This is a genomic window from Hymenobacter sp., from assembly GCF_031398885.1.
In the GTDB taxonomy this organism is placed as follows: Bacteria; Bacteroidota; Bacteroidia; order Cytophagales; family Hymenobacteraceae; genus Hymenobacter.
In genome coordinates, this window is record NZ_JANNOD010000021.1 from 111,154 (window position 1) to 134,134 (window position 22,981).

19 protein-coding genes and 1 pseudogene are annotated in these 22,981 nt (G+C 61.8%); 12 read left to right on the forward strand and 8 right to left on the reverse strand.

Features of this window, described 5'->3' with window-relative positions:
* The first annotated feature begins 52 nt into the window (after window positions 1-52).
* Together icd and RMO51_RS03270 are read left to right on the forward strand one after the other, a co-directional pair.
* Complete coding sequence (gene icd, locus RMO51_RS03265; RefSeq protein ID WP_310391945.1) at window positions 53-1,318, forward strand: NADP-dependent isocitrate dehydrogenase; 1,266 nt, start codon at window positions 53-55, stop codon at window positions 1,316-1,318.
* Between the two features lie 499 nt (window positions 1,319-1,817).
* Window positions 1,818-2,951 carry a hypothetical protein gene (locus RMO51_RS03270; protein WP_310391947.1) on the forward strand — a complete coding sequence of 378 codons (1,134 nt, stop codon included), beginning with the start codon at window positions 1,818-1,820 and terminating at the stop codon, window positions 2,949-2,951.
* Between the two features lie 103 nt (window positions 2,952-3,054).
* On the opposite strand, the gene RMO51_RS03275 is transcribed toward RMO51_RS03270, so the two are convergent.
* Window positions 3,055-4,467, reverse strand: a complete 1,413-nt coding sequence (locus RMO51_RS03275) for a mercuric reductase (protein ID WP_310391950.1) — start codon at window positions 4,465-4,467, stop codon at window positions 3,055-3,057.
* Between the two features lie 150 nt (window positions 4,468-4,617).
* Here RMO51_RS03275 and RMO51_RS03280 point away from each other — a divergent pair, with 150 nt between their 5' ends.
* Window positions 4,618-5,352 carry a hypothetical protein gene (locus RMO51_RS03280; RefSeq protein WP_310391953.1) on the forward strand — a complete coding sequence of 245 codons (735 nt, stop codon included), beginning with the start codon at window positions 4,618-4,620 and terminating at the stop codon, window positions 5,350-5,352.
* Window positions 5,353-5,363: 11 nt separating this feature from the next.
* Here the strand turns inward: RMO51_RS03280 and RMO51_RS03285 are convergent, their stop codons facing one another.
* Together RMO51_RS03285 and sucD are read right to left on the reverse strand one after the other, a co-directional pair.
* Window positions 5,364-6,551 carry a hypothetical protein gene (locus RMO51_RS03285; RefSeq protein ID WP_310391957.1) on the reverse strand — a complete coding sequence of 396 codons (1,188 nt, stop codon included), beginning with the start codon at window positions 6,549-6,551 and terminating at the stop codon, window positions 5,364-5,366.
* A 103-nt stretch (window positions 6,552-6,654) separates the two neighbouring features.
* The gene (gene sucD / locus RMO51_RS03290; protein ID WP_310391959.1) at window positions 6,655-7,536 is read right to left on the reverse strand and encodes a succinate--CoA ligase subunit alpha; all 882 of its coding nucleotides are present in this window, start codon (window positions 7,534-7,536) and stop codon (window positions 6,655-6,657) included.
* Window positions 7,537-7,842: 306 nt separating this feature from the next.
* Between sucD and RMO51_RS03295 the strand changes: the two are divergent.
* Both RMO51_RS03295 and RMO51_RS03300 read left to right on the forward strand, forming a co-directional pair.
* Window positions 7,843-8,817: pseudogene (locus RMO51_RS03295) on the forward strand (PLP-dependent cysteine synthase family protein); the annotation flags it as partial.
* 73 nt (window positions 8,818-8,890) lie between these two features.
* Complete coding sequence (locus tag RMO51_RS03300; RefSeq protein WP_310391963.1) at window positions 8,891-9,298, forward strand: response regulator; 408 nt, start codon at window positions 8,891-8,893, stop codon at window positions 9,296-9,298.
* Window positions 9,299-9,440: 142 nt separating this feature from the next.
* Here RMO51_RS03300 and RMO51_RS03305 read toward each other — a convergent pair whose 3' ends face one another.
* The 3 genes from RMO51_RS03305 to ade all read right to left on the reverse strand — a co-directional run bounded on the left by RMO51_RS03305 (window position 9,441) and on the right by ade (window position 12,752).
* Entirely contained in the window at window positions 9,441-10,148 is a 708-nt protein-coding gene (locus RMO51_RS03305) for a hypothetical protein (RefSeq protein WP_310391965.1), read from the reverse strand.
* Window positions 10,149-10,435: 287 nt separating this feature from the next.
* Complete coding sequence (locus RMO51_RS03310; protein ID WP_310391967.1) at window positions 10,436-10,939, reverse strand: hypothetical protein; 504 nt, start codon at window positions 10,937-10,939, stop codon at window positions 10,436-10,438.
* A gap of 154 nt (window positions 10,940-11,093) precedes the next feature.
* Window positions 11,094-12,752, reverse strand: coding sequence for an adenine deaminase (gene ade / locus RMO51_RS03315; protein ID WP_310391968.1), 1,659 nt, complete (start codon window positions 12,750-12,752; stop codon window positions 11,094-11,096).
* Between the two features lie 89 nt (window positions 12,753-12,841).
* On the opposite strand from ade, the gene RMO51_RS03320 reads away from it, so the two are divergent.
* From RMO51_RS03320 to RMO51_RS03340, 5 genes are all read left to right on the forward strand, one after another.
* Complete coding sequence (locus RMO51_RS03320; RefSeq protein ID WP_310391970.1) at window positions 12,842-12,988, forward strand: hypothetical protein; 147 nt, start codon at window positions 12,842-12,844, stop codon at window positions 12,986-12,988.
* Window positions 12,989-13,011: 23 nt separating this feature from the next.
* Window positions 13,012-13,848 carry a hypothetical protein gene (locus RMO51_RS03325; protein WP_310391971.1) on the forward strand — a complete coding sequence of 279 codons (837 nt, stop codon included), beginning with the start codon at window positions 13,012-13,014 and terminating at the stop codon, window positions 13,846-13,848.
* An 89-nt stretch (window positions 13,849-13,937) separates the two neighbouring features.
* Entirely contained in the window at window positions 13,938-14,342 is a 405-nt protein-coding gene (locus RMO51_RS03330; protein WP_310391973.1) for a hypothetical protein, read from the forward strand.
* Between the two features lie 31 nt (window positions 14,343-14,373).
* Window positions 14,374-15,063, forward strand: coding sequence for a (d)CMP kinase (cmk, locus tag RMO51_RS03335; protein ID WP_310391975.1), 690 nt, complete (start codon window positions 14,374-14,376; stop codon window positions 15,061-15,063).
* Between the two features lie 150 nt (window positions 15,064-15,213).
* Entirely contained in the window at window positions 15,214-16,095 is an 882-nt protein-coding gene (locus RMO51_RS03340) for a 4-hydroxy-3-methylbut-2-enyl diphosphate reductase (RefSeq protein ID WP_310391976.1), read from the forward strand.
* Between the two features lie 28 nt (window positions 16,096-16,123).
* Here the strand turns inward: RMO51_RS03340 and RMO51_RS03345 are convergent, their stop codons facing one another.
* Together RMO51_RS03345 and RMO51_RS03350 are read right to left on the reverse strand one after the other, a co-directional pair.
* Window positions 16,124-16,660: an O-acetyl-ADP-ribose deacetylase gene (locus RMO51_RS03345; RefSeq protein WP_310391978.1), complete on the reverse strand. Its 537-nt coding sequence runs from the start codon at window positions 16,658-16,660 to the stop codon at window positions 16,124-16,126.
* Between the two features lie 390 nt (window positions 16,661-17,050).
* The gene (locus RMO51_RS03350) at window positions 17,051-18,139 is read right to left on the reverse strand and encodes a substrate-binding domain-containing protein (RefSeq protein WP_310391980.1); all 1,089 of its coding nucleotides are present in this window, start codon (window positions 18,137-18,139) and stop codon (window positions 17,051-17,053) included.
* 1,550 nt (window positions 18,140-19,689) lie between these two features.
* On the opposite strand from RMO51_RS03350, the gene nagB reads away from it, so the two are divergent.
* Window positions 19,690-21,621, forward strand: a complete 1,932-nt coding sequence (gene nagB / locus RMO51_RS03355) for a glucosamine-6-phosphate deaminase (RefSeq protein WP_310391981.1) — start codon at window positions 19,690-19,692, stop codon at window positions 21,619-21,621.
* Window positions 21,622-21,675: 54 nt separating this feature from the next.
* The gene (locus RMO51_RS03360) at window positions 21,676-22,962 is read left to right on the forward strand and encodes a sugar MFS transporter (RefSeq protein ID WP_310391983.1); all 1,287 of its coding nucleotides are present in this window, start codon (window positions 21,676-21,678) and stop codon (window positions 22,960-22,962) included.
* Window positions 22,963-22,981 lie beyond the last annotated feature (19 nt).

Sequence of the window (22,981 nt, forward strand, 5' to 3'; positions counted from 1 at the left end):
TTCGTGTACAAACTGACAACTGACAACCAACAACTGACAACTAATTTCCCACATGGCAGAGCAAAAAATCACCATCAAAAACGGCAAGCTGAACGTTCCGGACAAACCCACCATTCCCTTCATCGAAGGCGACGGTACCGGGCCGGATATTTGGCGGGCTTCCAAACTCGTATTCGACGCCGCCGTTGAGAAGGCTTATGGGGGCAAAAAGCAGTTGATGTGGAAGGAAGTGCTGGCCGGCGAAAAAGCGTACAAAGCCACCAACAACTGGCTGCCCAACGAAACTCTCGACGCCTTCCGCGAATACCTGGTGGGCATCAAAGGCCCGCTGACCACGCCTGTGGGCGGCGGCATCCGCTCGCTGAACGTGGCCCTGCGCCAGGAGCTGGACCTCTACGCCTGCGTGCGCCCCGTGCGCTACTACGACGGCGTGCCCTCGCCGGTGCGCCACCCGGAGCTGACTGACATGGTCATCTTCCGCGAGAACACCGAGGACATTTACGCCGGCATCGAGTACATGTACGGCACGCCCCAGGCCCAGAAGATGCTGGAATTCTTGGTGGACGAGATGGGCGTGAAGAAAATCCGCTTCCCCGAGTCGTCCTCCTTCGGCATCAAGCCGGTGAGCAAGGAAGGCACCGAGCGCCTCGTGCGCGCCGCCATCAACTACGCGCTGCTGCACAAGAAGCCCTCGGTGACCATCGTGCACAAGGGCAACATCATGAAGTTCACCGAAGGCGCCTTCAAAACCTGGGGCTACGAGCTGGCCGAAAAGGAGTTTGGCAACAAGGTGTTTACCTGGGCGCAGTACGATAAAATCGTGGCCAAGCAGGGCGTGGCCGTGGCCGATGCTTTGCAAAAGCAAGCCGCCGACCAGGGCAAGCTCATCATCAAAGACAGCATCGCCGATGCCTTCCTGCAACAGATTCTGCTGCGCCCGTCCGAGTACTCGGTGGTGGCCACGCTGAACCTGAACGGCGACTACATCTCCGACGCCCTGGCGGCCATTGTGGGCGGCATTGGCATCGCGCCCGGCGCCAACATCAACTACGTCACCGGCCACGCCATCTTTGAAGCCACCCACGGCACGGCCCCCAAATACGCCAACCAGGACAAGGTGAACCCCGGCTCGGTCATCCTCTCCGGCGTGATGATGCTCGAGCACCTGGGCTGGAAAGAAGCCGCCGCCCTCATCAACAAGGGCCTGGAAGCCGCCATCGCCGCCAAGCGCGTGACCTACGACTTCGAGCGCCAGATGGAAGGCGCGACCCTGCTGAAAACAAGCGAATTCGGCCAGGAGATTGTGAAGAACATGTAGTAGCTTGGCTGTAGCTTAAGCAACAATAGAAACCCCCGCGTCGGCTTTGGCTGGCGCGGGGGTTTTTGGTTGAGCTAAAAATAACAGCGGTGGTCCAAAATGAAGTGGCGGAATTATTTCAACTAATTGTGACGAGTAGAAAAAATGCTTTTACACTTCATTGACTGCATTTTTAAGCAGTTAATGAGTTTAGCTATGCTGTAAATTACTGCCCTTATTTGGCCCATGCGAACAGCGCACGTTGAAGCCCGGCGAGTTTGACGTTTAGCGCATACCGCCCCACCACGGCCTGGGCCGTGACCTTCGACGACAGCACCGTGCACGTCCAACTCCCTGATGGCCGCACCGTGAGCGGGCGGCGACTGTGGTTTTCCCGGCGGCAAGCGGCGCGGCCGGCCCAATGCCTGCGGGTAACCGGGCCGGGCCCGCGGCACCGCGGCCGCGTTCCCCCGGGCCGTCTACCTTTACCCCCGCGGCTTTTTCAGGGCCGTCCCGTCCCATGGCCGACCCTTCGCACGATGAAATCAGGCAGGACCTGCTGACCAACCCGCGCTACGCGGCCCTGTTTGCTCCTTATCATCCCGACGCCGTGGCCCGGTTCGCGGCCAGCTACGCCAGCAGCAAATCTCAATGGCAGTTTCGGGGCGCCCAGGCCGAAGCTTCCCAGGCCCACGCCCTGAGCCGGCTCAGCGAAGCGGCCTACAACCGGCTGTGGGACATTCAGCGCAAGAAGCTGTTCGACCTGCAGTGCCGCTGGCGCGCCGGCCAGGTCACGATGCCGGGCCTGGGCTGCACCTTCGATTTCAGCGAATACGACGCCGCCATTGAAAACTGCCCGGTGCTGGACCCCATCAGCCCCGACGAGTTGGCGCTGTACTGCGAGTTCGTGCGCCAGGCCCCCGAATTCGACGAAGACGTGCTCGACTGCTACGGCGGCGACGGCGTCTTGCCCCGCGACTGGCAGGACTATGCCCCCATGCGCCTCCACGCGCAGGAAGAGGCCAACGACACCCCCGACCACGAGCGCGAGGGCGAGGCCCCGCCCGCCTGGTACGACTTTCACAACCTGCGCACCGGCCTCGCCCCGCTTTTGCACCTGCCCGACCTGCGCGGCCCCCGCGAAAAACCCTACCTGCAGGCGTACTGGGCCAACCGGAGCGCACAACACGCCGCGCAACCTGCGCCCGCGCCCCCCGCCGACCCGCGCCCCGCCTACCTGACTGCCGACCAGCAGGAAGCCCTCTGCCACGCCTTGCTGCACCATTTCGAAACCCCCAAGCTGCGCCGCCAGCAGGCCGCCTACCTCACGCAGCAAGCCCACGAAGACGCTGACGAGCAAGTAGAGAACGATTTCGCCTACCTCAAAGCCTGCGGGCCGGACGAAGCGGTGGCCATTGAGCCCGCCGCCGACTGGCGCGCGGCCCTGCGCCGGGCCGTGGTCGAAACCCGACGCCACCAACTGTTGGCCCACCTGCCCCAGGTCTACGAAGCCTACCAGTTGCGGCAGGAGCAGGGCATCAGCCACCCCCAGGCCGAGGAGCCGGAGTGGCGCAGCACCCAGGGCCGTGACCAGCGCAAATGCCTGCTCGATGGCCGCGAGCTGCTGGGCGAGCCGCGCACCTTTGATTTTTGAGGGACTTACATCTTCGGCCTTCCCCTGCCAACCCAACCAGTCGCGAGCCGCCTCCGCGGGCGGCTCGCGGCTTGCGGCTGGTTGTAGCCCACCAGCGCAACCGCTACTTTCCGCTCTTTTTCAACTCCCGAAACACGTTGTTCAGCCCCTCGGCCCAGGTCGGGTGGGCAAAAATCATGTCTTGGAGCTGCTGGTATTTCAGCCGGCCGGCCATGGCCACTTCGATGACGGCCATGACCTCGCCGGCGTCGGGGCCCAGTAGGGTGGCGCCCAGCAGCCGGTCGTCGCTGCCGACCAGCACCTTCCAGAAGCCGGACTCGTAGCTGGTGTGCTGGGCGCGTCCTATCGTGCGCACTGGCATGGTGGCCACGCGGTAGGCCACTTTTTTCTCCCGGGCTTGCCCTTCGCTCAGGCCGATGCGCGCCATCGGCGGGTCGGTGAACACGCAGTAGGGGAGGGGCCGGTCGCGGGCCGAGCGTTTGCGGCCGTGCAATAGCGCATCGCGCACCACGCGGTAGTCGTCGTAGGCCAGGTGCGTAAACTGCGGGCCGGGGTGAATGTCGCCCAGCGCGTAAACGCCCTTCACGTTCGTTTGCAGGTTGTTATTGACCAGGACGTACCCCTTCTCGTCGGTTTTCACGCCCGCGAAGCCCAGGCCCAGCTTGTCGGAATTGGGGGTGCGGCCGGTGGCCACCAGCAGGTGGGAGCCGCGCAGCCGCCGCTCGCCTTGCGCCGTACTCACCGAGAGCGTGATAGTGCCACTGGGGCTGCGGCTCACGCTGCGGGCCCGCGCGCCCAGCACAAAGTCTATCCCCTCCTTGCCCAGCGTGGCCTGCAAGCCCTGGCACACGTCATCGTCTTCGCGCTCCAGCAGCTGCGGGCCCGCCTCCACGATGGTGACGCGGCTGCCGAAGCGGCGGAACATCTGGCCAAACTCCAGGCCGATGTAGCCGCCGCCGAGAATGAGCAGGTGCTCGGGCAACTCCCGGAGGTCGAGCAGTTGGGTGGTGCTGAGGTAGCCGGTGTCGGCCAGCCCGGCCACGTCAGGGATGGCGGCGCGGGTGCCCGTGTTGATGAAGATGAGCGGGGCCGTGAGGTCGCGGGTACTGCCGTCGGCCAGGGCCACGTGCAGGGCGTGCGGCGCGGTGAAGGCGGCGTGGCCTTCGAGCAGGGTAATGCCGTTCTGCTGCTTGATCAAGTTGGCCCGGACGCCTTTGCGCATTTTGCCAATCACGGCGTCTTTGCGGGCCACGGCGGCGGCCAAGTCCACGCGCAGCTCGGCGCCCCCGGCGGTGGCGGGCGCGGCCACCACGCCGGCGGTGCGGATGGCGTGCAGGCGCTCGGCGGTGGCCAGCAGCGTTTTGGTGGGCGAGCAGCCGTAGTTGATGCAGGAGCCGCCCAGGCGGTTTTCTTCGATGAGTGCCACGCGCCGGCCGGCGCCGGCCAGGGCCGTGGCCAAAGGGTTGCCGGCCTGGCCAGAACCGATGATGAGGGCGTCGAAAGCAGTAGCGGGCATGGGCGGGAGCAAGGATGGTTACGGCTTGTGCATACGGCCCGGCTTGCCCAAGCGGCTGAGTGCGCGCCCAAATCCGGCCGAATGTCCGGCAGAAACACGAAATTGCCGTACCATGCGTTGCTTGGCGGCTGGTTTCCCTTATTCCGTTTTATGAAGCACCTGTTGCGCTTAGCCTTTCTGCTTGCCCTTTCCGGCCTCACCGGCTGCGCCTCCCTGTACTTTCCGCCGCCGCCGCACACGCCCATGCTCACGCACAAGGGCAAATTCTACGGTGCCCTCAGCACCAACCAGCACACCAACTACGCCTTGCAGGGCGCCTACGGCCTCACCAACCACCTGGCCGCGGCCGGCACATTTTCCTCGCTGCACCGCCGCAAGTCGGACCGCACCGAGAACATCGACTTTGCCGAAGCCAGCCTCGGCTATTTCACCCGCCTGCCCGACAAGCGCGTGCTCGAAGTGTACGTGGGCGGCGGCGGCGGCGGCACCGAGCGCATCGAGCGCGACAAGGAGCAGCTCACCACTCGCACCCTCGACGGCAGCCTGTCCAAGGTATTCGCGCAGGTCAACTACGCCCGCAAGAAGCGCGACAACATCCACCTGTTCAACCGCGACTTCCCGCTGACCTACGGCGCGGCCCTGCGCATGAGCTACATGCAGCTCAACAACTTCCGTATCGATGGCCTGGCCGCGCCCGGCGAGAGCAACGTATTTTTCGAGCCCATCACCTTCACCCGCACCCAGATTGCGGGCCCCGTGCAACTGCAATTCATCAGCGGCCAGATTTTTGGCTTTCGGAATAACAAATATTTAAAAGCCGCGAATTCAGTGTTTCAGGTGGGGGTTGTTATTAACTTGGATAGGAATACTACGCTGGACAAATAGACCGGCGGCCATCATTTGCTCTGAAAAAAATTAATCAGGGGGCGCTTAAACAGCCCGTCGGTGGTGCCCAGGTATACGGTGTCGCCGAGTTGTACGAGGTCAGAAAAATCAGCGTAACCCAGGCCATCGGTTTTCACCTCGCGGAACCGGACAGTGTTGGCGTTCTGCCACCGCAGGGTATAAATGCTGTTGTTGATGACGCCATGCGTGATACCTATTAGGCTGTCACCCACTGGGTAAAAAGTTGATAGTCCAAGCGCGGAGTTTAAGCCGTCCACGCGCTGCCAGCTTGCGCAGTCGTTGGCCGAAGTCCAGACGGTGTCATTTCCTTGCATGGCATAAACAACGCCTTTCCATTTGAAAATCGTCGTAGGGCTTACCGGACCGGTGGCTTGGGTAAACGTGCCGTTTACCTGCTGGAAAGAGCCGTCTTGGGTAATTTTGAACAAGCCGTAGCCCTGGCACCACACCAGAAAATAGTCGTCGATGGCCCAGAAGGATTTGAAGCTGAACTGGCTCTGGCCGGGGGTAGGTATGCGAATAAGCTGCGAGCTTATCTGCGTAGTGCCTGTAAAAGGCGACCCCGTGCTGGCTGTATTAGTAAGCTTACTCAACACCAGATGAAAGGCAAATTCCGTAACATTAGTTGTGCGGTAGCCGCACAGCAGGTAGTCGTTACGGTTGATAACCCCAAAGGGGTAGCGCGAACCAATCAAGAAATTCTCAAACCGCGTGGCGGCAGGGTTGAGCTTGCGCAGGCTTAGCCGCGTGCCTCGGTCAAAAAACTTGGTTGGGTAAATAGTTAAGACCGTGTCAGAAATGACGTCGCCGTAACCGTTCGGATTAGCGTAGAAGTTTGCGTTCATTGGAACAGCGTTGCGCACGTCCCAGGGCAGCGGGTCAGATAACCAAGTACGAGATACTGTGCGGCCAAAACCCGTGTAATAGCCATTAGTAGCCTTCTCGGCAGAGCCAGGAATAGGCGAAAGCACCTCAAACGTGCCTATTTGCTGCAGGTTGAGGGTATTCGTCCCCATCGTTACCCGCATGACGTTGCGCTGGAGCTTAATGAGGTGCTTCACCTCGGTCCAGCTGTACTGCTTATCCACTTGCTGCACCACAAGCTTCTCCACTTCCTTTCGGCAAGCCGAGCCGGCGAGCAGCACGCTCATGATGAGATAATATTTGAATTTGTGCATAGGAAATAAGGTAGAAGAAGTGTGCGGACGGGTAAAACAGTGGGCATAAAAAATGCTCCGGCAATTACCGAAGCGTTTTTTACAATGTCAATGAGGAGCAATATTATTTGCCGCCCAGCACGCGCAGCATGGTGTCGCCAATCTCGGCGGGCGAATCCACGACGTGGATGCCGCACTCGCGCATGATGGCCATTTTGGCCGCGGCCGTGTCGTCGGCGCCGCCCACGATGGCCCCGGCGTGGCCCATGCGGCGGCCGGGCGGGGCCGTCTGGCCGGCGATGAAGCCCACGACGGGCTTCTTATTACCGGTTTCCCGAATCCAGCGGGCGGCTTCGGCTTCCATGCCGCCGCCGATTTCGCCTATCATCACGATGCCTTCGGTTTCGGGGTCGTTCATGAGCAGCTCCACGGCCTGCTTGGTGGTGGTGCCGATGATGGGGTCGCCGCCGATGCCGATGGCCGTGGTCTGGCCCAGGCCGGCTTTGGTGAGCTGGTCCACCGCCTCATAGGTCAGGGTGCCCGACTTGCTCACGATGCCAATTTTGCCTTTGGTAAAGATGAAGCCGGGCATGATGCCCACCTTGCACTCGCCGGCGGTCATCACGCCGGGGCAGTTCGGCCCAATCATGGTCACGTTCGGCCGCTCCTGCAGGTAGTGCTTCACGGCAATCATGTCCTTGGTCGGGATGCCCTCGGTGATGGTGATGATGACCCGGATGCCGGCGTCGGCCGCTTCCATGATGGCGTCGGCGGCGAAAGCCGGGGGCACGAAGATGATGCTGGTGTTGGCGCCGGCTTTCTCCACGGCTTCGGCCACGGTGTTGAACACGGGCCGGCCGAGGTGCTCGGTGCCGCCCTTGCCGGGCGTGACCCCGCCCACCACGTTGGTGCCGTAGTCCATCATCTGCTGGGCGTGGAACGAGCCTTCGGAGCCGGTGAAGCCCTGCACGATGACCTTGGAATCTTTGTTGACCAGAACGCTCATTCGGAGGTGTTTTTGGGAATTGGAAGAAGTGGGGGAGGCGGCCCGGACGGGCAACGGTGGTGCAAAAGTAGGGCTTTTTGGGGCCGGGGCAAGGCAGTGACTCGCAATCAGCTGACCGCCATGTCGAGCGCCGCCGAGGCATCACGCTCGCTTCGGGGAACGACTAATCCAGGGCCGTACGCAGGACGTCTCGGCGGCGCTCGACGTGACGTTCTTTTTCATCGGCCACCACTCGTTCGACCCTCCCCAGCGCCAGAATTCTTACCTTTGCCCCCCCACCCATAATTCCCCACCCACCCAATTTCAATGTATTTTAACCACGTCATTGAGGCCGTTGGCCATACTCCCCTCGTCAAGCTCAACAACGTCACCGCCGGCATAAAAGGCACCGTGCTAGCCAAAGTAGAGTACTTCAACCCCGGCAATTCGGTGAAGGACCGCATGGCCATCCGCATGATTGAGGACGCCGAAAAGGCCGGCCTGCTCAAGCCCGGCGGCACCATCATCGAGGGCACGAGCGGCAACACCGGCATGGGCCTGGCGCTGGCCGCCATCGCCAAAGGCTACAAAACGGTGTTCGTGATGAGCGACAAGCAGAGCAAGGAAAAGCAGGACATCCTGCGCGCCGTGGGCGCCGAGGTGATGGTCTGCCCCGTGGACGTGGCCCCCGACGACCCGCGCTCCTACTACTCGGTGGCCCGCCGCCTCAACGCCGAAACACCCAACTCCTTCTACCCCAATCAGTACGATAACCTCTCGAACACCGCCGCGCACTACGACCACACCGGCCCCGAAATCTGGCACGGCACCGACGGTAAAATCACGCACTGGGCGGCCGGCGTGGGCACGGGCGGCACCATCTGCGGCGTGAGCAAGTACCTCAAGGAGCAAAACCCGGCCATCGTGACCCTGGGCCTCGACACCTACGGCTCGGTGTTTAAGAAATACAAGGAAACTGGCATCTTCGACAAGAACGAAATTTACCCCTACAAAACCGAAGGCATCGGCGAGGACATCCTGCCCAAGAATGTGAACTTCGACGTGATTGACTTATTCATCAAAGTGGCCGACCAGGACGCCGCCGTAATGACGCGCCGGCTGGCCAAGGAGGAAGGCTTGTTCGTCGGCTGGTCGTGCGGCTCGGCCGTGTTCGGCGCCCTGGAGTACGCCCGCGAGCACCTGAAAGAGGACGACACCATGGTCATTCTCCTGCCCGACCACGGCACCCGCTACCTGGGCAAGATTTACAACGACGACTGGATGCGGGCCCAGGGCTGGCTCTAGCCTGCGGCACTGTTGCGGGAAAGCCGGAACTATGGTATCTTCGTGACAACTAGTAACAAAGCATTATATAATGGCCGCTAATCTCACCCACATTGTTCTGGTGGACGATAACGAAACCACCAGCTTTTTGAATAATCGGCTGCTGGGCCGGCTCGCCGTGGCGGACCAGGTGAGCACGTTTTCGCGCGCCGATGAAGCGTTTGAGAAGATTTGGGGCGAGCAGGGCAGCGGCTCCGAATCCGCGCCCGACCTGGTATTCGTGGACCTGAAAATGCCCGGCATCTCGGGCTTCGAGTTTCTGGAGCTCTACAACGCCCTGCCCCAACCCGTGCAGGACAAAACGGTGATGGCCGTGCTCACCACTTCCATGCACGGCGCCGACACGGCCCGCGTAGCCAAGTACCCCAACGTGGAGTACCTGACCAAGCCCCTGACCGAGGAAAAAATGACCAAGCTGCTGGAGAAGCGCTTCCACTAAACGAACGAAAAACGGCCGTATCGCTCGCATAAATGCTGCTTTGACATTAAAAAGCCGAGCTGCCCATACGGGCAGCTCGGCTTTTTTGTGCGAATTCGACGGTGGCTGAATCAAACGGTGAAAACCCGGGTGCGAATCCCAATCAATGGGGTGTTTCGTTTTTGTTCAGCACGTTGTACACGTTTGCTACCAGCAGCACGAACAGGCCGGCCGAAACGCTCAGGAGCACGTTGATGTACTTGGGTGCGGAAAGGGATAGCCGAATAATAACCGTAGCCAGTGCGAAGGATGAATACCGAAACAAGTGAACGTACCGGTTGCTGTAGCGCAGCGAAATAATTAAAATGAGAATGTCGGTAAAAATTAAGATGGTGTAGTACGTGTGAAATAGGTTCTGGTAGCGGCTGACGCGGAAAAAATCAACCATTCCGTACACGCCCAGCAAAAAGAAAATAATTAACAGCACCGACGCAACGAGCTTTTTCAGCGTGACGAAATCCAGTTGTTCTTCGGGGGTATTGGTAATCTGGGCGTGCCGCTGTGCCCGGTAAAACAAGCCAATTATCAGAAAGACGATAACCGCGCCAAGCGCATCAATCAACAAGGGGAGCAGCTCCACCAAAGTAGTGGCGGTCCAGGTCGTTTCGAGGGGCAGGTGCCCCATTTCTTTGAAAGAATCCCGTAATAGAATCAGGGACACGATTTCAAACTGCTTGCCGACGGAATCGGCCACGGACCGCGTGAGGGTAAAAACCAGGCTGAGAATCTCGAAAATCAGCAGAATGGTGAAGGCTAACTCAATGGCGAAAAAGCGGCCCGCCGACAAACCAATTATGCGGTAATGGGACAACAAACTAATTCCAATTCCGAAGAAGAAAGATAGTATTACCAGATTGCTGGTGAGTTTAGACGCCTGCAAGGAATGCCACCGGTTCTCAAAACTATCGTAGCTAAAAACCCATTTCTGTAAATAATTACTCATTTGTTTGAATTGGTACAATTCGTTGGGCGCTAGCAAACAAGAATCTAGTTCTTGACCATAGCCCCAAAAATCTGTGCAGCAGGCCTGTGCGTAGCAGTTCGGTAACATCTGGTCAGGCGAATGGTTTTGCCACTCCGTCAGCCAGAAATTTGCGGTTAATCAAATGCGCGGAAGATGCCGGTTTTGCGCTTCTTGAGAATGATGTAGCGCACGGAAAAAGCGGTAGGAAATCGGTTCCAGTCAGCCGAGCCGTACTCGATGGTGGGCTTGAAATCGAGGGAGAGGACGAGGGGCAGAAAAGCAATTTTGTACTCGGCCCCAACGACGCCGTCGAAGCCCCAGAACGTGCCGTCGTCCTTGTGCCGGCCGAAGTGGGCGCCCGCGCCGAAGTAATAGTTCAGGCTAGGGCCGAGGATGCCGAAGTGCCGCTCGGCCAGCAAGGTGGCGCTGCGCTCGCGCGGGGCCAGCAAGGCCAGGCCTTCGAGGGTGGTTTTGGGGATGACCAACTGCTGAACGGTGAGCCCGTAGTTGCCGCCGCCGCTGCGAACGCCGGCGGCAGTGCGGTACTTCTGCGCGGCGGCCGGTTGGGCCAAACCGGTGAGCACCAGCAGCGCGACGCCCTGGCGAGCGAGCGGATGCCACCGGCTGGCTGGAGGCAAAAGCGTTGGGCGCGTCGAAAAAAACAACTCCATAAAAATGAGCAAATCTGGCCAGCTCCGCGCGGTGTGCAGGCAAGCATTGCCCTTGGCTAGCATGCAATACGCTGGAATTGCCCGGTAAATTGCTTCGCAACGCAAAACGAGACTGCGCTGCCTAGGCCACGGCGTCGACGAAGGCGAACTGCTGCCCGTCGAACAAGCCTTTGTCGCTCAGCTTCAGGCCGGGAATTACGAGCAGCGCCATGAACGAGAGCGTCATGAACGGCGCGCCCAGCGGGGAGCCCAGCTGCTTGGCCCGCGCATCCACGGCGGCGTAGGCGCGGGCCACGGCCGGGCCGTCCTGGTCCGACATGAGGCCGGCCACGGGCAGGGGCAGGAGGATTTCCCGGCCGTCGGGGTCCACGGCGGCCAGCCCGCCTTTGGCGGCAATGACCAGGTTCACGGCCCGGGCCAGGCTGGCGTCGTCGCAGCCCACGGCCGTGATGTTGTGCGAGTCGTGGCCCACGCTGCTGGCCAGCGCGCCGCGCGTCAGCCCAAAGCCGCGGATGAAGGCCAGGGCGGGCGCCCCGTGCGGCTGGTAGCGGTTGATGACGGCCAGCTTGAGCACGTCGGCAGCCACGTCAGTCACCACCAAGCCGTTTTCGACGACGGCGGGCAGGTCCACGCGAGCGGTGATGAGCTGGCCGTCGAAGCACTCAATCACGCGCAGCATGGACTGCTCGGGATGAGGCGCGGGCAGTTGAAAAGCGGTGGCCGTGACCGGCTGAGCGTGGAAGTTGTTCACCACGGCCACCGGAATGGCGGGTAGCAGGGAGTGGCCGTTTTCGGCCACTAGCTGGCCGTTGAGGTAGGTTTGCTGCACGGCAAAGTCCCGCAAATCGGTGACGGTAATGAAGTCGGCGGAGTCGCCTTCGCGCAGCAGGCCCACCGGCAGCTGGTAGTGCCGCACGGGGTTAACGCAGGCCACTTGCAGCACGTCGAACACGTCGTGGCCCAGCGCCACCGCGCGCTGCACCAGCTGGTTGATGTGGCCGAGCACGAGCGTGTCGGGGTGCTTGTCGTCGGAGCAGAACATCAGGTGGGCGTGGTGCTCGGGCAGCAGCCCGATGAGGGCGTCGAAGTTGCGGGCGGCCGAGCCTTCGCGGATGAGGATTTTCATGCCCACGGCCAGCTTGTCGCGGGCTTCGGCGGCGGTGAAGCACTCGTGGTCGGTGCTGATGCCGGCGCTGGCGTAGTGGGCCGCGTCGGCGGCGCGCAGGCCGGGGGCGTGGCCGTCGACGGGGCGGCCGGCGGCGTGGGCCAGGGCAATTTTGGCCATTACGTCGGCGTCGCGGTGCAACACGCCGGGCCAGTTCATCATTTCGGCCAAGTAGCCGATTTGGGGGTTCTCGAACAGCTTGGCAATGTCGGCGGCCGTGATTTCGGCGCCGGCCGTCTCAAAAGGCGTGGCCGGCACGCAGCTCGGCGCCCCGAAGCAGAACTTGAACGGCGAGTGGCGGGCATTCTCCAGCATGTATTCCACGCCGGCCACGCCCAGCACGTTGCCGATTTCGTGGGGGTCCGACACGGTGGCCACGGTGCCGTGCGTCACGGCCAGCCGGGCAAATTCGGTGGGCACCAGCAGGGAGCTTTCCACGTGCACGTGGGCGTCGACGAAGCCCGGCAGGGCGTAGGGGAGGGCCGGGTCGGGCGCGGCGCCGCCGGTGGGCTCGATGCGGGCCACGCGGCCGGCGCGCACCGCAATGGTGGCGGGCCGGATGGAACGGGCGAAGACGTCGACGACGTTGGCCAGGAGCGAGAAATCAGCGGACATAATGCGGGGCGGAAGGCAAACAATAAAACCGGCCCAATGCCGGTTTTGCGCGGACAAAGAACCTTATATTTGACAAAAAACCATTGCTGGTGAAAAAGACCATTGCCCTTTTGCTGCTGCTGCTGCTGGCCGAGAGCGGCTGCGCCCGCCGCACTGCCCAGGAGCGGAAAACCCGTTGGTACAAGCACCACACCAAGCCCGGCGGAAGAATTCCGTGTCCCACGCACAACTGTTAGCGGCGAAAGTGGCTCCCGGGGGTATGAACTTCGTATTGCACCACGGCCGCGCGCTGGGCTGCGGCCTGGCCGCGGCGCTGCTGCTGAGCACCGCGCCGGCTTTCTCCCAGATTCCGCGCAACCCGCAGGCCGGCATTACGCCTTCCACCAGCCGGCTGCACGAGGGTCCGCTCACCCCCGCGTCCCAATACGGCGCGGCGGGGCACCAAGGCAGCTTCCGACTGCCCGGGGGCCGCTGGCAACCCGCCCAGATAGCTGGCCCCAACCTGCCCGACCGCGTGCGGCTGCGCACCGAGGGCCAGTCTGACTACGTGGTGTACCTGCCCGAAGAGGTGCCGGCCTACGTGGTCTGGGGCGACACCTTTGTGACGGTGCCGGCCTTTGTGCGGCGCAAGCCCCGGCGCCAGTTGGTGGCCGCGGGCTACGTGCGGCGCCTCTACCGGGACGCTGGGTACGAGGTGCTGCTCTACGACGCGTCTGGTGCCAAGGCCACCCCAAAGTCGTCGGCAGACACTTTTGCTTACGCACCAGCGGGTGCCGCCTCGGGTTTTTCAAGTTCCGCAGCAAGCCCCCCAAACGACACGGAAGAATTAGTTAGCAATTTTTTCATGGGCATCTTGGCCGCCCTCATCGCCCCCCACGCCAACCAAACCGCGCTGTTGCGCCACGATGGCTGCGTGCAGGAACTGCCCGCCAAGCGCGGCGCCTACCGCCGGTTCATGCTGCACCTGCTGGCCGACGACCCCATCCTGTGTGCTCAGCTGCGGGCCGGCAAGTTCGCGTCGCGCTGGGAAGCCCCGCAGCTGCTGGCCGCGTACAGTGCGCGTCGCCGCGAGGCACTGCTGCGCGTTCAGCGGTAACCCGCCATTTGGTTTGCCGCGGGTTAGAGGCGAAATTTGGGGCCGGGCGTGGCTTCCGGCCGCCCAACATTTCCACATACCGCCGCCCCATGCCCGATGTCACGCCCTCGCCCCTTGATTCCGTTTTGGCCGCCGCCGACCAGGTGCGCCAGCAATTGAAGCTAAAAGCCTTTGATGCCGAGGGCGTGGCCCACTTGGCCAATTTCATTCAAGCCCAGCGCGGGCAATTGCCGGCGGCCGAGCGGTCGGGCGTCATCATGGCGCTGGGCTGCTTTTTGGGGCAGTGCCTGGTGCAGGTGTACCGGGGCGAGTGGGGCACCGGGCGCGACGGCACCACGGGCGTGGGGCTGGCCAGCCGGTTTTTTTTCAACCCCTTTCACCTGGTCGATGCGCAGTTGAATGAGGGAGAAAGCGCGTCGGTGGCGGCGTTTTTTGCCTCGGTGCCGGCCCGTTTGAAAACCCCGCCGGCCGCGCGTAAGGGCTGGATTTCGTAATCTTGCGGGGCCAAGGGCCGCCCGCGTCGTTATGAAACAACTCGTTATCGCCATTGACGGCTACTCCTCGTGCGGCAAAAGCACCACCGCCAAAGCCGTGGCCGCGGCCCTGCACTACGCCTACGTCGACACCGGCGCCATGTATCGCGCCGTGACCCTGTACCTGCTTGAGCACCAGATTCCATTTGAAGACCTGGACCGGGTCGAAGAGGCCCTGCACGCGCTGCACATCAGCTTTCGCCGCAACCGGCGCACGGGCCGCAACGAGGTGTTTCTGGACCACGTGAACCGGGAGGACGACATCCGCCAAATGGTCATTTCCAATTCCGTGAGCGAGGTGTCGGTCATCCCCCTGGTGCGGCACGCCATGGTGGCCCAGCAGCAGCGCATGGGCCGCAGGCGCGGCGTGGTAATGGACGGCCGCGACATCGGCACCACCGTTTTTCCCGACGCCGAAGTCAAAGTATTCATGACCGCCGATGTGGTGGTGCGCGCCCAGCGCCGCGAAGCCGAGCTGGCCGAAAAAGGCGAAATCGTGCCCCTCGACGCCATCATCGAGAACCTGCGCAAGCGCGACCACCTCGACTCGACCCGTGCCGAAAGCCCCCTGCGCCGCGCCGCCGACGCCGTGCTGCTCGACACCACCCACCTGGTGATTGACGAGCAGGTGGACTTTGTGCTGGAGCGGGTGTCGGCCGCGCTGTTTGCGCCGCAGGGGTAGGGAAGGTGAGGCATGACGGGCAAGGTTGCCGTTAATCGATTAGCTCAGCCGGGGCCGCAAGTTGAGCTAACTTTTGCTAAGGGCGCGCCGGCCCGGCCGTACCTTTGCGCCGGCGAACCCCCCGCCCCGGTGCGGTGTTAAACAGGCAGCATGAAGGTCACGATTGATAAGAATTCCGGCTACTGCTTCGGCGTAGAATTCGCCATTCAGATGGCCGAGGACGAGCTGGCTCAGGGCCAGCACCTGTACTGCCTGGGCGACATCGTGCACAACCGCATGGAAGTGGAGCGCCTGCACCAGCAGGGCCTGCGCATCATCGACCGCGAAGAGCTGGCCGGGCTGCACGACACCAAGGTGCTCATCCGGGCCCACGGCGAGCCGCCCGAAACCTACCAGCTGGCCCTGCAAAACAACCTGGAGCTGATTGACGCCAGCTGCCCGGTGGTGCTCAAGCTGCAAAACCGCGTGAAGCACGCCTTCGACGCCAGCGTGCGCCAGGACGGGCAGATTGTGATTTACGGTCAGCCCGGCCACGCCGAAGTGGCCGGCCTCACGGGCCAGACTGGCAACCGCGCCATCATCGTGATGACCGAGGCCGACCTCGACCAGATTGATTTCGCCCGCCCCGTCACCCTGTTCAGCCAGACCACCAAGAGCACGGTTGGCTTCTACAAGATGAAGGCGCTGATGGAGGCCCGCATCCAGGCCGCGGGCGGCGCGCTGGAAAGCTTCGACGCCAACGACAGCATCTGCCGGCAGGTGAGCAACCGCGAGCCCGCGCTGGCTAAGTTCGCCGCCGAGCACGACGTCATCCTGTTCGTAAGCGGCCGCAAAAGCTCCAACGGCAAGGCCCTGTTCTCGGTGGTGAACGCCGTAAATCCGCGCAGCTATTTCATCGAAAACGAAGCCGAGGTGGAAGAAGAGTGGTTTGCCGGCGCGCACACCGTGGGCATCTGCGGCGCCACCAGCACCCCGCTATGGCTGATGCAGCAGGTGGCCGGGCGCGTGGAAGGCGTGGGCGAGCTGGCGTAGCTTCTTTCCATCTACGCGGGAGAAGGGTTCAGGAGGCGAGAATTTGCTCGTACAGCTTCCGGCTCTCTTCGTCGAACGCCACGAATACCACCTGCTGGGGCCACTCATTCGCCGCCAGCCACTGCTGCGCCTCCCGCACGGCGATGGCCGCCGCTTCTTTTTTGGGGTAGCCGTAGATGCCGGTGCTGATGCCGGGAAATGCCACGCTCGCCAGTTGGTGCTCGGCGGCCAGCCGCAGGCTGTTGCGGTAGCAGTTGGCCAGCAGCTCGGGCTCGCCCCGGTGGCCGCCGCTCCAGACCGGCCCCACGGTGTGGATGACGTGGGCCGCCGGCAGCCGCCCGCCGGTGGTGATGACAGCTTCGCCCGTTTTGCAGCCGCCCTGGCGGGCCCGGATGCGGCGGCAGGCTTCTAAAATAGCGGGGCCGCCCGCGCGGTGAATGGCGCCGTCGACCCCGCCGCCGCCGAGCAGACTGGAGTTGGCGGCATTCACGATGGCGGAAACCTGCTGGCGGGTAATGTCGCCTTGTACGACCTGGATGCGCTTGGAAACGAGGGAAGTAGGCATGGGGGGAAGATGGCGACGCACTCAACGGTGGAAACGGGAAAGCCAGGCTTCAGCAGCGCATTGCCCGAACCTGAAGCACTGGTGCTGGCCCCAACCTGGGACAAGCCAGTGCTTCCTTTCTTCTTTTTCTTTGGAAGCTTCTGGGCTGGGAGCGGCCCGTGCGTGCGCGGCCCCAGGTCTAGTCGACCCCCGTTGCGGCCTCCCGAACGGTAGCCCCCGCGGGGCGGCACATCGGTAGTAAAACCAAGTATGCGGGTTGGTTAAGCCCCCGTGGGGCGGCATTTGCGCCAATAAGTGTCGCCCCGCGGGGGCTCAAAACCCCGTTTTTCCGGCCAGTGCTACCGGCATGGCGCCCCGCGGGGGCTACCGTCCGGTAGGCCGCAAAGGGGGTTAGTCGGTGTAGTATTGCAGGTTTTCTTTGGTAATAATGTCCAGCGGCAAATATTTTAACGGGGGCACCTGTTTCTTAAAAATCAGCAAATCGGCCAAGGCAAATATTCCCCAGTAGCCTTGGCCCTTGGGGTTTTGATTGATTAAAAAATCAATGATTCCCTCGTTCAAAAAGTGAATGTTTTGTTCCAATAAATCATACCCCACCAGCCTGATGTCTTTGCGTTGGTAAGCTTGCAGGTAAGGGGCGATTTCGTAGGCCTTGGACGTGCTCACGAAAATGCCCCGCACTTGCTTCTTTTCGTCCAGCAACCGGTCCAGCTGCCGGGCAAACGACGGCTCGGTGGGCGGCGGTAGGTTGGCGCTGATGACTTTGAAACCGCCCTTGCCCGGCCCTTTTGGCTGGCCGTTCGGTAAGGGCGCGTTCTGCGTAAAATAGTCGCGAAATCCCTGCTCTTTTTGCGTGACGTGGACGGAGTTGGCGATGTCTTCGGCGATGTGCGCAATCAAAAAAGTGCCGGGTTGAGCCTGCCCCAGCTGCAAGAGCTTGCCTGCCAAAAAACCGCTTTGGTACGAGTCCTGCCCGATGTAGCTCAAGGGTTGCAACTCGGACAGCTGGGTGTTGAACAGGACGTAAGGAATGTGCTGCTGCTGCCACTGCGCGAAAAAAGCCAGCGACTCCCGGTAAAACAAGGGCGCGATTAGGATGCCGTCGGGCCGCGCCCGGGTGGCTTCTTCCGCTTTTTCGGTGAAGGAAGCTGCCCGGTGGTGGTCGTAGAAATAAAGGGTGACGATGATGCCGTACCGCTTCAGGTCCTTGGCGGCCTTCTCGATGCCGCTTTTGGGCGCTTGCCAGTAGGGGTCGAGCGCATGGTCGGGCTGCAACACGGCTATTCGGTACGTCCGGTTCGCCCCGAGGGTGCGGGCAATAAGGTTGGGCTCGTAGTTCAGCTCTTCCATCATCAGGAGAACCTTCTCCCGGACCTTGGCCGAAACCCGGCCCCGGTCGTGCAATACCCGGTCCACGGTTCCCACCGATACGTTGGCCTTGGCTGCTATGTCCTTGATGCGTACAGCATTTTTCTCCATGAGCGTATCGAAATCGAAAAGTTCGTCAAATGTATTACCGAAAGGAACGGCACGAATAACGCCGCCGCAATCGTCGGCCAAAAGCAGGCGGCCGGAGCCGGGCCAAGGAATGGAAGTGGTTTCCAAGCTCGCCGGCGCAGGAGCAGCGCGCCGCCGAAGCGGCACGTGACCCGGGTGCGTTGGTGGCGGGCGCGGGGCCGCACCGGGCCCGGCACCCCAACCGCGGGATAACCCAAACCCAACGTGCGGCCTGCCGCTGGACGTAAAAAAAACGGCGCGTGGGCTCCGGCCGGGTGCAATGGCCGCGGGAAGTGTCGATTTTGTAGCCCGGTGTTTCTCCGCCTGGGTAGTGCTGAAGGCGAGCGTAGCGGGCCGGACCGGCCCGCCACCGAACAACGCGCTGCGCGAAACACAATTCAGCCAGGTGAGACGCGGCGGCTCCGGCGCAGGCGGTCCGCGCGTGGCAGACCTGCTGAGGTGCCAGCAAGTTGGCGCAAATTACAATAATTATTTAATAAATAATATTGTGTGCGGGCACGCTTGCGAAGTATTTTGCGTGTGCGCACACATTTTTACCTTCCATTGCTTGCTTTCTACTTCTTGGTTACCTATGTTTGGGCCAGGTTAGCCCTTGATGACTCAAACGTTTTCATTCGAGGTTCTTTCAGAGCCTGTCGTTCATCCTTTCCCCTCACTAAAATCAATACATGAGCACCGTATTGATTCGGGTCGACGGGGAGCCAGGGCACTACCTCGGAAGGCAATGCGCCGGCTCGGCACTGCCGACCGGCGCGTCCCCCCGCTTCGTTAGATTTCCCGAGCGTTTTTTATCCCTTTCCAACACGGCCGTTGCTCCCCCGCACGGCAGTTGATTGAGGGTGATGGCAGAAAGCCTGTAGCGTTCTGCTCCTAAATTAAGGTGCCGCTGTTTTGCGCAGCGGCGAGCGGACGACCCGCGTGGAAGCAGCAGTAATCTTCAAAGCACATTGGCCCGACTGGGTTTGACCGCCGTGACTGGGAGCAGCCAGACAACCCGCCCCGGCCGTTGACGATTTGGGTTTTGTGACAGTTTTTTAAGCGAGGCTGCTTTGTTGTGTTTCGGTTTACCGCCCAACAACTGGCGTTGGGATGGCGCGCGAGCGGGGCACTGGCCTTGCCCGTGGCCAGGCAGACCGATTGGTTTGCGTGACGACGGGCCCGCTCAGCCGAACCCGTTGCCCCGAAGAGAATCGTCCGCCGTTTTTAGCTCCAGCCCGGTACCTGCATTCGCCCGCCGAATAAGTCATCGGCAAACCCACGTTTTTCTTCGGTTGCGCCGCCGTAGTAGCAACACTGGTGGCGCGTTCATCCACACCACTTGCCTTGCCCGCGGCGGGCCGGCGCGCAGCGCCCTTGCCGTGAGCGCCGGTTCACCACCCCGCCTCGATTCCAGTTGCGGGCCGCTGACGGCCAGTCGGACGAGAGGTGGAATATGCGGAAATGCCTGATAGTTAGAGCCCGCGGCTGAAACGCCTAATACTTTGAAATTCTTTCAATTCCCACCACCCGCTATGGAAGTCCTCAACTACCCGGAAACGACCTTCGAAAAGCTGCCCGTGGCAATTTTCAAGGAAGCACAAGACGGCGCCGTTAGCGTGGCCCAGGAAATTGCCCGACTCATTCGGGCCAAGCAAAAAAAAGGCGAGAATGCCGTGCTCGGCCTGGCCACCGGCTCGTCGCCAATTGACGTGTACAAGGAGCTGATTCGCTTGCACAAGCACGAGAACCTGAGCTTTGAAAACGTCATCACCTTCAACCTGGACGAGTACTACCCCATGCAGCCGGACGAGCTGCAGAGCTACGTCTGTTTCATGCACGAGCAGTTGTTCCGGCACGTCGACATTCGGCCCGAGAACATTAACATCCCCGATGGCCGGCTGCCGATTGAGAGAGTAAAAGAGTATTGCCAGGCGTACGAGCAAAAGATTGAAGACTGCGGCGGCCTGGACTTGCAGCTGCTCGGCATTGGGCGCACCGGGCACATCGGCTTCAACGAGCCGGGCTCGGCCAGCACCTCAACCACGCGGCTGGTGAAGCTCGACCCGCTGACGATTACCGACGCGGCTAAGGACTTTATCAAGGAAGAATACGTGCCGCTGCGCGCGCTCACCATGGGCGTGGGCACGATTATGAAGGCCCGCAAAATCATTTTGCTGGCCTGGGGCGAGGGCAAGGCCACGATACTGAAGGAGACCGTGGAAGGAAAGATTTCGGACGAAGTGCCGGCTTCTTTCCTGCAGCAGCACCCCAACGTGCGGGTGGTGGTGGACGAGTGGGCCGCCGGGGAGCTCACGCGCATCAAAACGCCGTGGCTGGTGGGCATGTGCGCCTGGGACGACGCCCTGATTCGGCGGGCAGTCATCTGGCTGAGCCTGAAAACGCAAAAGCCCATCCTGAAACTGACCGACGAGGACTACAAAGACGGCAGCCTGAACGACCTGCTGCTGGAGGCGGGCAGCGCCTACAGCCTCAACATCACGGTGTTCAACGCCATTCAGCGCACCATCACGGGGTGGCCGGGCGGCAAGCCCAATTCCGACGATTCCAAGCGGCCCGAACGGGCCGAGCCGGCCGTTAAACGGTCGCTGATTTTCAGTCCGCACCCCGACGACGACGTGATTTCGATGGGCGGTACGCTGCTGCGCCTCGTCGACCAGGGCCACGACGTGCACGTGGCGTACCAGACCTCGGGTAACATCGCGGTGTTCGACGACGACGCCCGGCGGTTTGCTGATTTCGCGTACGGTTTTGCGAGTGACTTTTCCAAAAAACTCGACATGAACGTGGACAAAATGCGCGCGGAATACGAGGAAATCGTCGCGTTTTTGAACCACAAAAAACTGGGCGAAGAAGACAGCCCGGCGGTGCAGGACATCAAGGCCCTCATTCGGAAGGGCGAGGCGGCGGCGGCCTGCCGCTACTGCGGCGTGCGGGAGGCCAACGTGCATTTCATGAATATGCCTTTTTACGAAACGGGGCGCGTGCAGAAAAAGCCGTTGGGCGAAGCCGACATCCAGGCCGTGGTGGGCATTCTGCGGGAAGTGCAGCCGCACCAGATTTTTGCCGCCGGCGACCTGCGCGACCCGCACGGCACCCACCGGGTGTGCCTGGACGCCATTTTCGCGGCCCTGGAACGCCTCAAGGGCCAGGACGCGTGGGTGAACGACTGCTACCTGTGGCTGTACCGCGGGGCGTGGCAGGAGTGGGGCGTGGAGGCCGTGGAAATGGCCGTGCCCATCAGCCCCGAAGAACTGATGCGCAAGCGGAAAGCCATTTTCAAGCACCAGTCGCAGAAGGACAGCGCGGTGTTTCCGGGCAACGACAAGCGCGAGTTCTGGCAGCGCTCCGAAGACCGCAACCGGGCCACCGCCAAGTTCTACGACCAGCTGGGACTGGCCGAGTACGAAGCCATCGAGGCCTTCGTGCGGCACCGCTTCATGTAGTCGTTTTCCGGCGATGACGCCGTCACCTCATTGGGCGCAAAACCCCCGTTTGCCATGGTCAATCAACGTACGAGCGCCGTGCCCCCGCTGGTCATTATCGGCGCGCTGTTTTTCATTTTTGGCTTTATCACCTGGCTCAACGGGACGCTGATTCCGTTCCTGAAAATAGCTTGCGAGCTGACGTACGCGCAGGCGTTGCTGGTCACGTTTGCTTTCTATATCGCCTACGTGTTTCTGGCCATTCCGTCCTCGCTTATTCTGCGGCGGGTGGGGTTCAAAAACGGCATGGCGCTGGGGTTGGTGGTGATGGCGGCGGGGGCGGGGCTGTTTGTGCCGGCGGCCCAGGCCCGGGCGTTTCCGCTGTTCCTGGCCGGGCTGTTCGTGCAGGGGGCGGGGCTGGCCCTGCTGCAAACGGCTTCCAACCCCTACGCCAGCATTCTGGGGCCCATCGAGAGCGCGGCGCGGCGCATCAGCATCATGGGGATTTGCAACAAGGTGGCGGGCGCGCTGAGCCCGATTATTCTGGGGGCGGTGGTGCTGAAGGGGGCTTCGCAACTGGAACAGCAGCTGGCCGGCCCAATCACGGCCGCGCAAAGGGCGGCCACCCTGGATGAAATGGCCAGCCGGGTGATATTTCCTTACCTCGTGATGGCCGCGGTACTGGTGGTGCTGGCGCTGCTCATCAAGCTGTCGGGCCTGCCGGAAATTGACCAGGCCGGCGCCGAGGCGGACGCCGCGCCGGCACAAACCGCCCACAGCATCACCGATTTTCCCCATCTGATGCTGGGCGTGGGAGCTATTTTCTGTTGCGTGGGGGCCGAAGTCATTGCCGGCGACACCATCACGCAGTACGGCCGCGCGCAGGGCATCGGGTTGGACGTGGCCAGAAATTTCACCTCGCTCACCCTGCTGGCAATGCTGGCGGGGTACTTCATCGGCGTGGCCACGATTCCCAAATACGTCAGCCAGCAGGCCGCGCTTAAAATATGCGCATTGGTCGGTGTCGTTTTCACCGGGGGCATTGTTTTCACGCACGGCTACGTCTCGGTGCTGTTCGTGGCCTTGCTCGGGCTGGCCAACGCCCTGATGTGGCCGGCCATTTTCCCGCTGAGCATCAAGGGGCTGGGGAGCTTCACGGAGCAAGGCTCGGCCCTGCTGGTGATGGGCATCGGGGGCGGGGCCATTCTGCCCTATTTGTACGGCAAAGCGGGGGAAGTGGTGGGCGTGCAGTACGCCTACCTGGTGCTCGTGCCGTGCTATCTGTACATCGTATTTTTTGCGGTAAAAGGTCACGCTTTGCGGGCGCACAAGGCAGCCGCGTACGCGGTGACTACCGCGTGAGGAAGCGAGTGAAATGGCC

Coding starts and splice junctions, on each gene's coding strand:
- RMO51_RS03340 (WP_310391976.1), top strand. CDS start 15,214: ATGAAGGTCACGATTGATAAGAATTCCGGCTACTGCTTCGGCGTAGAA.
- RMO51_RS03280 (WP_310391953.1), top strand. CDS start 4,618: ATGAAGCACCTGTTGCGCTTAGCCTTTCTGCTTGCCCTTTCCGGCCTC.
- RMO51_RS03360 (WP_310391983.1), top strand. CDS start 21,676: ATGGTCAATCAACGTACGAGCGCCGTGCCCCCGCTGGTCATTATCGGC.
- RMO51_RS03325 (WP_310391971.1), top strand. CDS start 13,012: ATGAACTTCGTATTGCACCACGGCCGCGCGCTGGGCTGCGGCCTGGCC.
- nagB (WP_310391981.1), top strand. CDS start 19,690: ATGGAAGTCCTCAACTACCCGGAAACGACCTTCGAAAAGCTGCCCGTG.
- icd (WP_310391945.1), top strand. CDS start 53: ATGGCAGAGCAAAAAATCACCATCAAAAACGGCAAGCTGAACGTTCCG.
- ade (WP_310391968.1), bottom strand. CDS start 12,752: ATGTCCGCTGATTTCTCGCTCCTGGCCAACGTCGTCGACGTCTTCGCC.
- RMO51_RS03330 (WP_310391973.1), top strand. CDS start 13,938: ATGCCCGATGTCACGCCCTCGCCCCTTGATTCCGTTTTGGCCGCCGCC.
- RMO51_RS03275 (WP_310391950.1), bottom strand. CDS start 4,467: ATGCCCGCTACTGCTTTCGACGCCCTCATCATCGGTTCTGGCCAGGCC.
- RMO51_RS03285 (WP_310391957.1), bottom strand. CDS start 6,551: ATGCACAAATTCAAATATTATCTCATCATGAGCGTGCTGCTCGCCGGC.
- RMO51_RS03300 (WP_310391963.1), top strand. CDS start 8,891: ATGGCCGCTAATCTCACCCACATTGTTCTGGTGGACGATAACGAAACC.
- RMO51_RS03270 (WP_310391947.1), top strand. CDS start 1,818: ATGGCCGACCCTTCGCACGATGAAATCAGGCAGGACCTGCTGACCAAC.
- RMO51_RS03345 (WP_310391978.1), bottom strand. CDS start 16,660: ATGCCTACTTCCCTCGTTTCCAAGCGCATCCAGGTCGTACAAGGCGAC.
- sucD (WP_310391959.1), bottom strand. CDS start 7,536: ATGAGCGTTCTGGTCAACAAAGATTCCAAGGTCATCGTGCAGGGCTTC.
- RMO51_RS03350 (WP_310391980.1), bottom strand. CDS start 18,139: ATGGAGAAAAATGCTGTACGCATCAAGGACATAGCAGCCAAGGCCAAC.
- cmk (WP_310391975.1), top strand. CDS start 14,374: ATGAAACAACTCGTTATCGCCATTGACGGCTACTCCTCGTGCGGCAAA.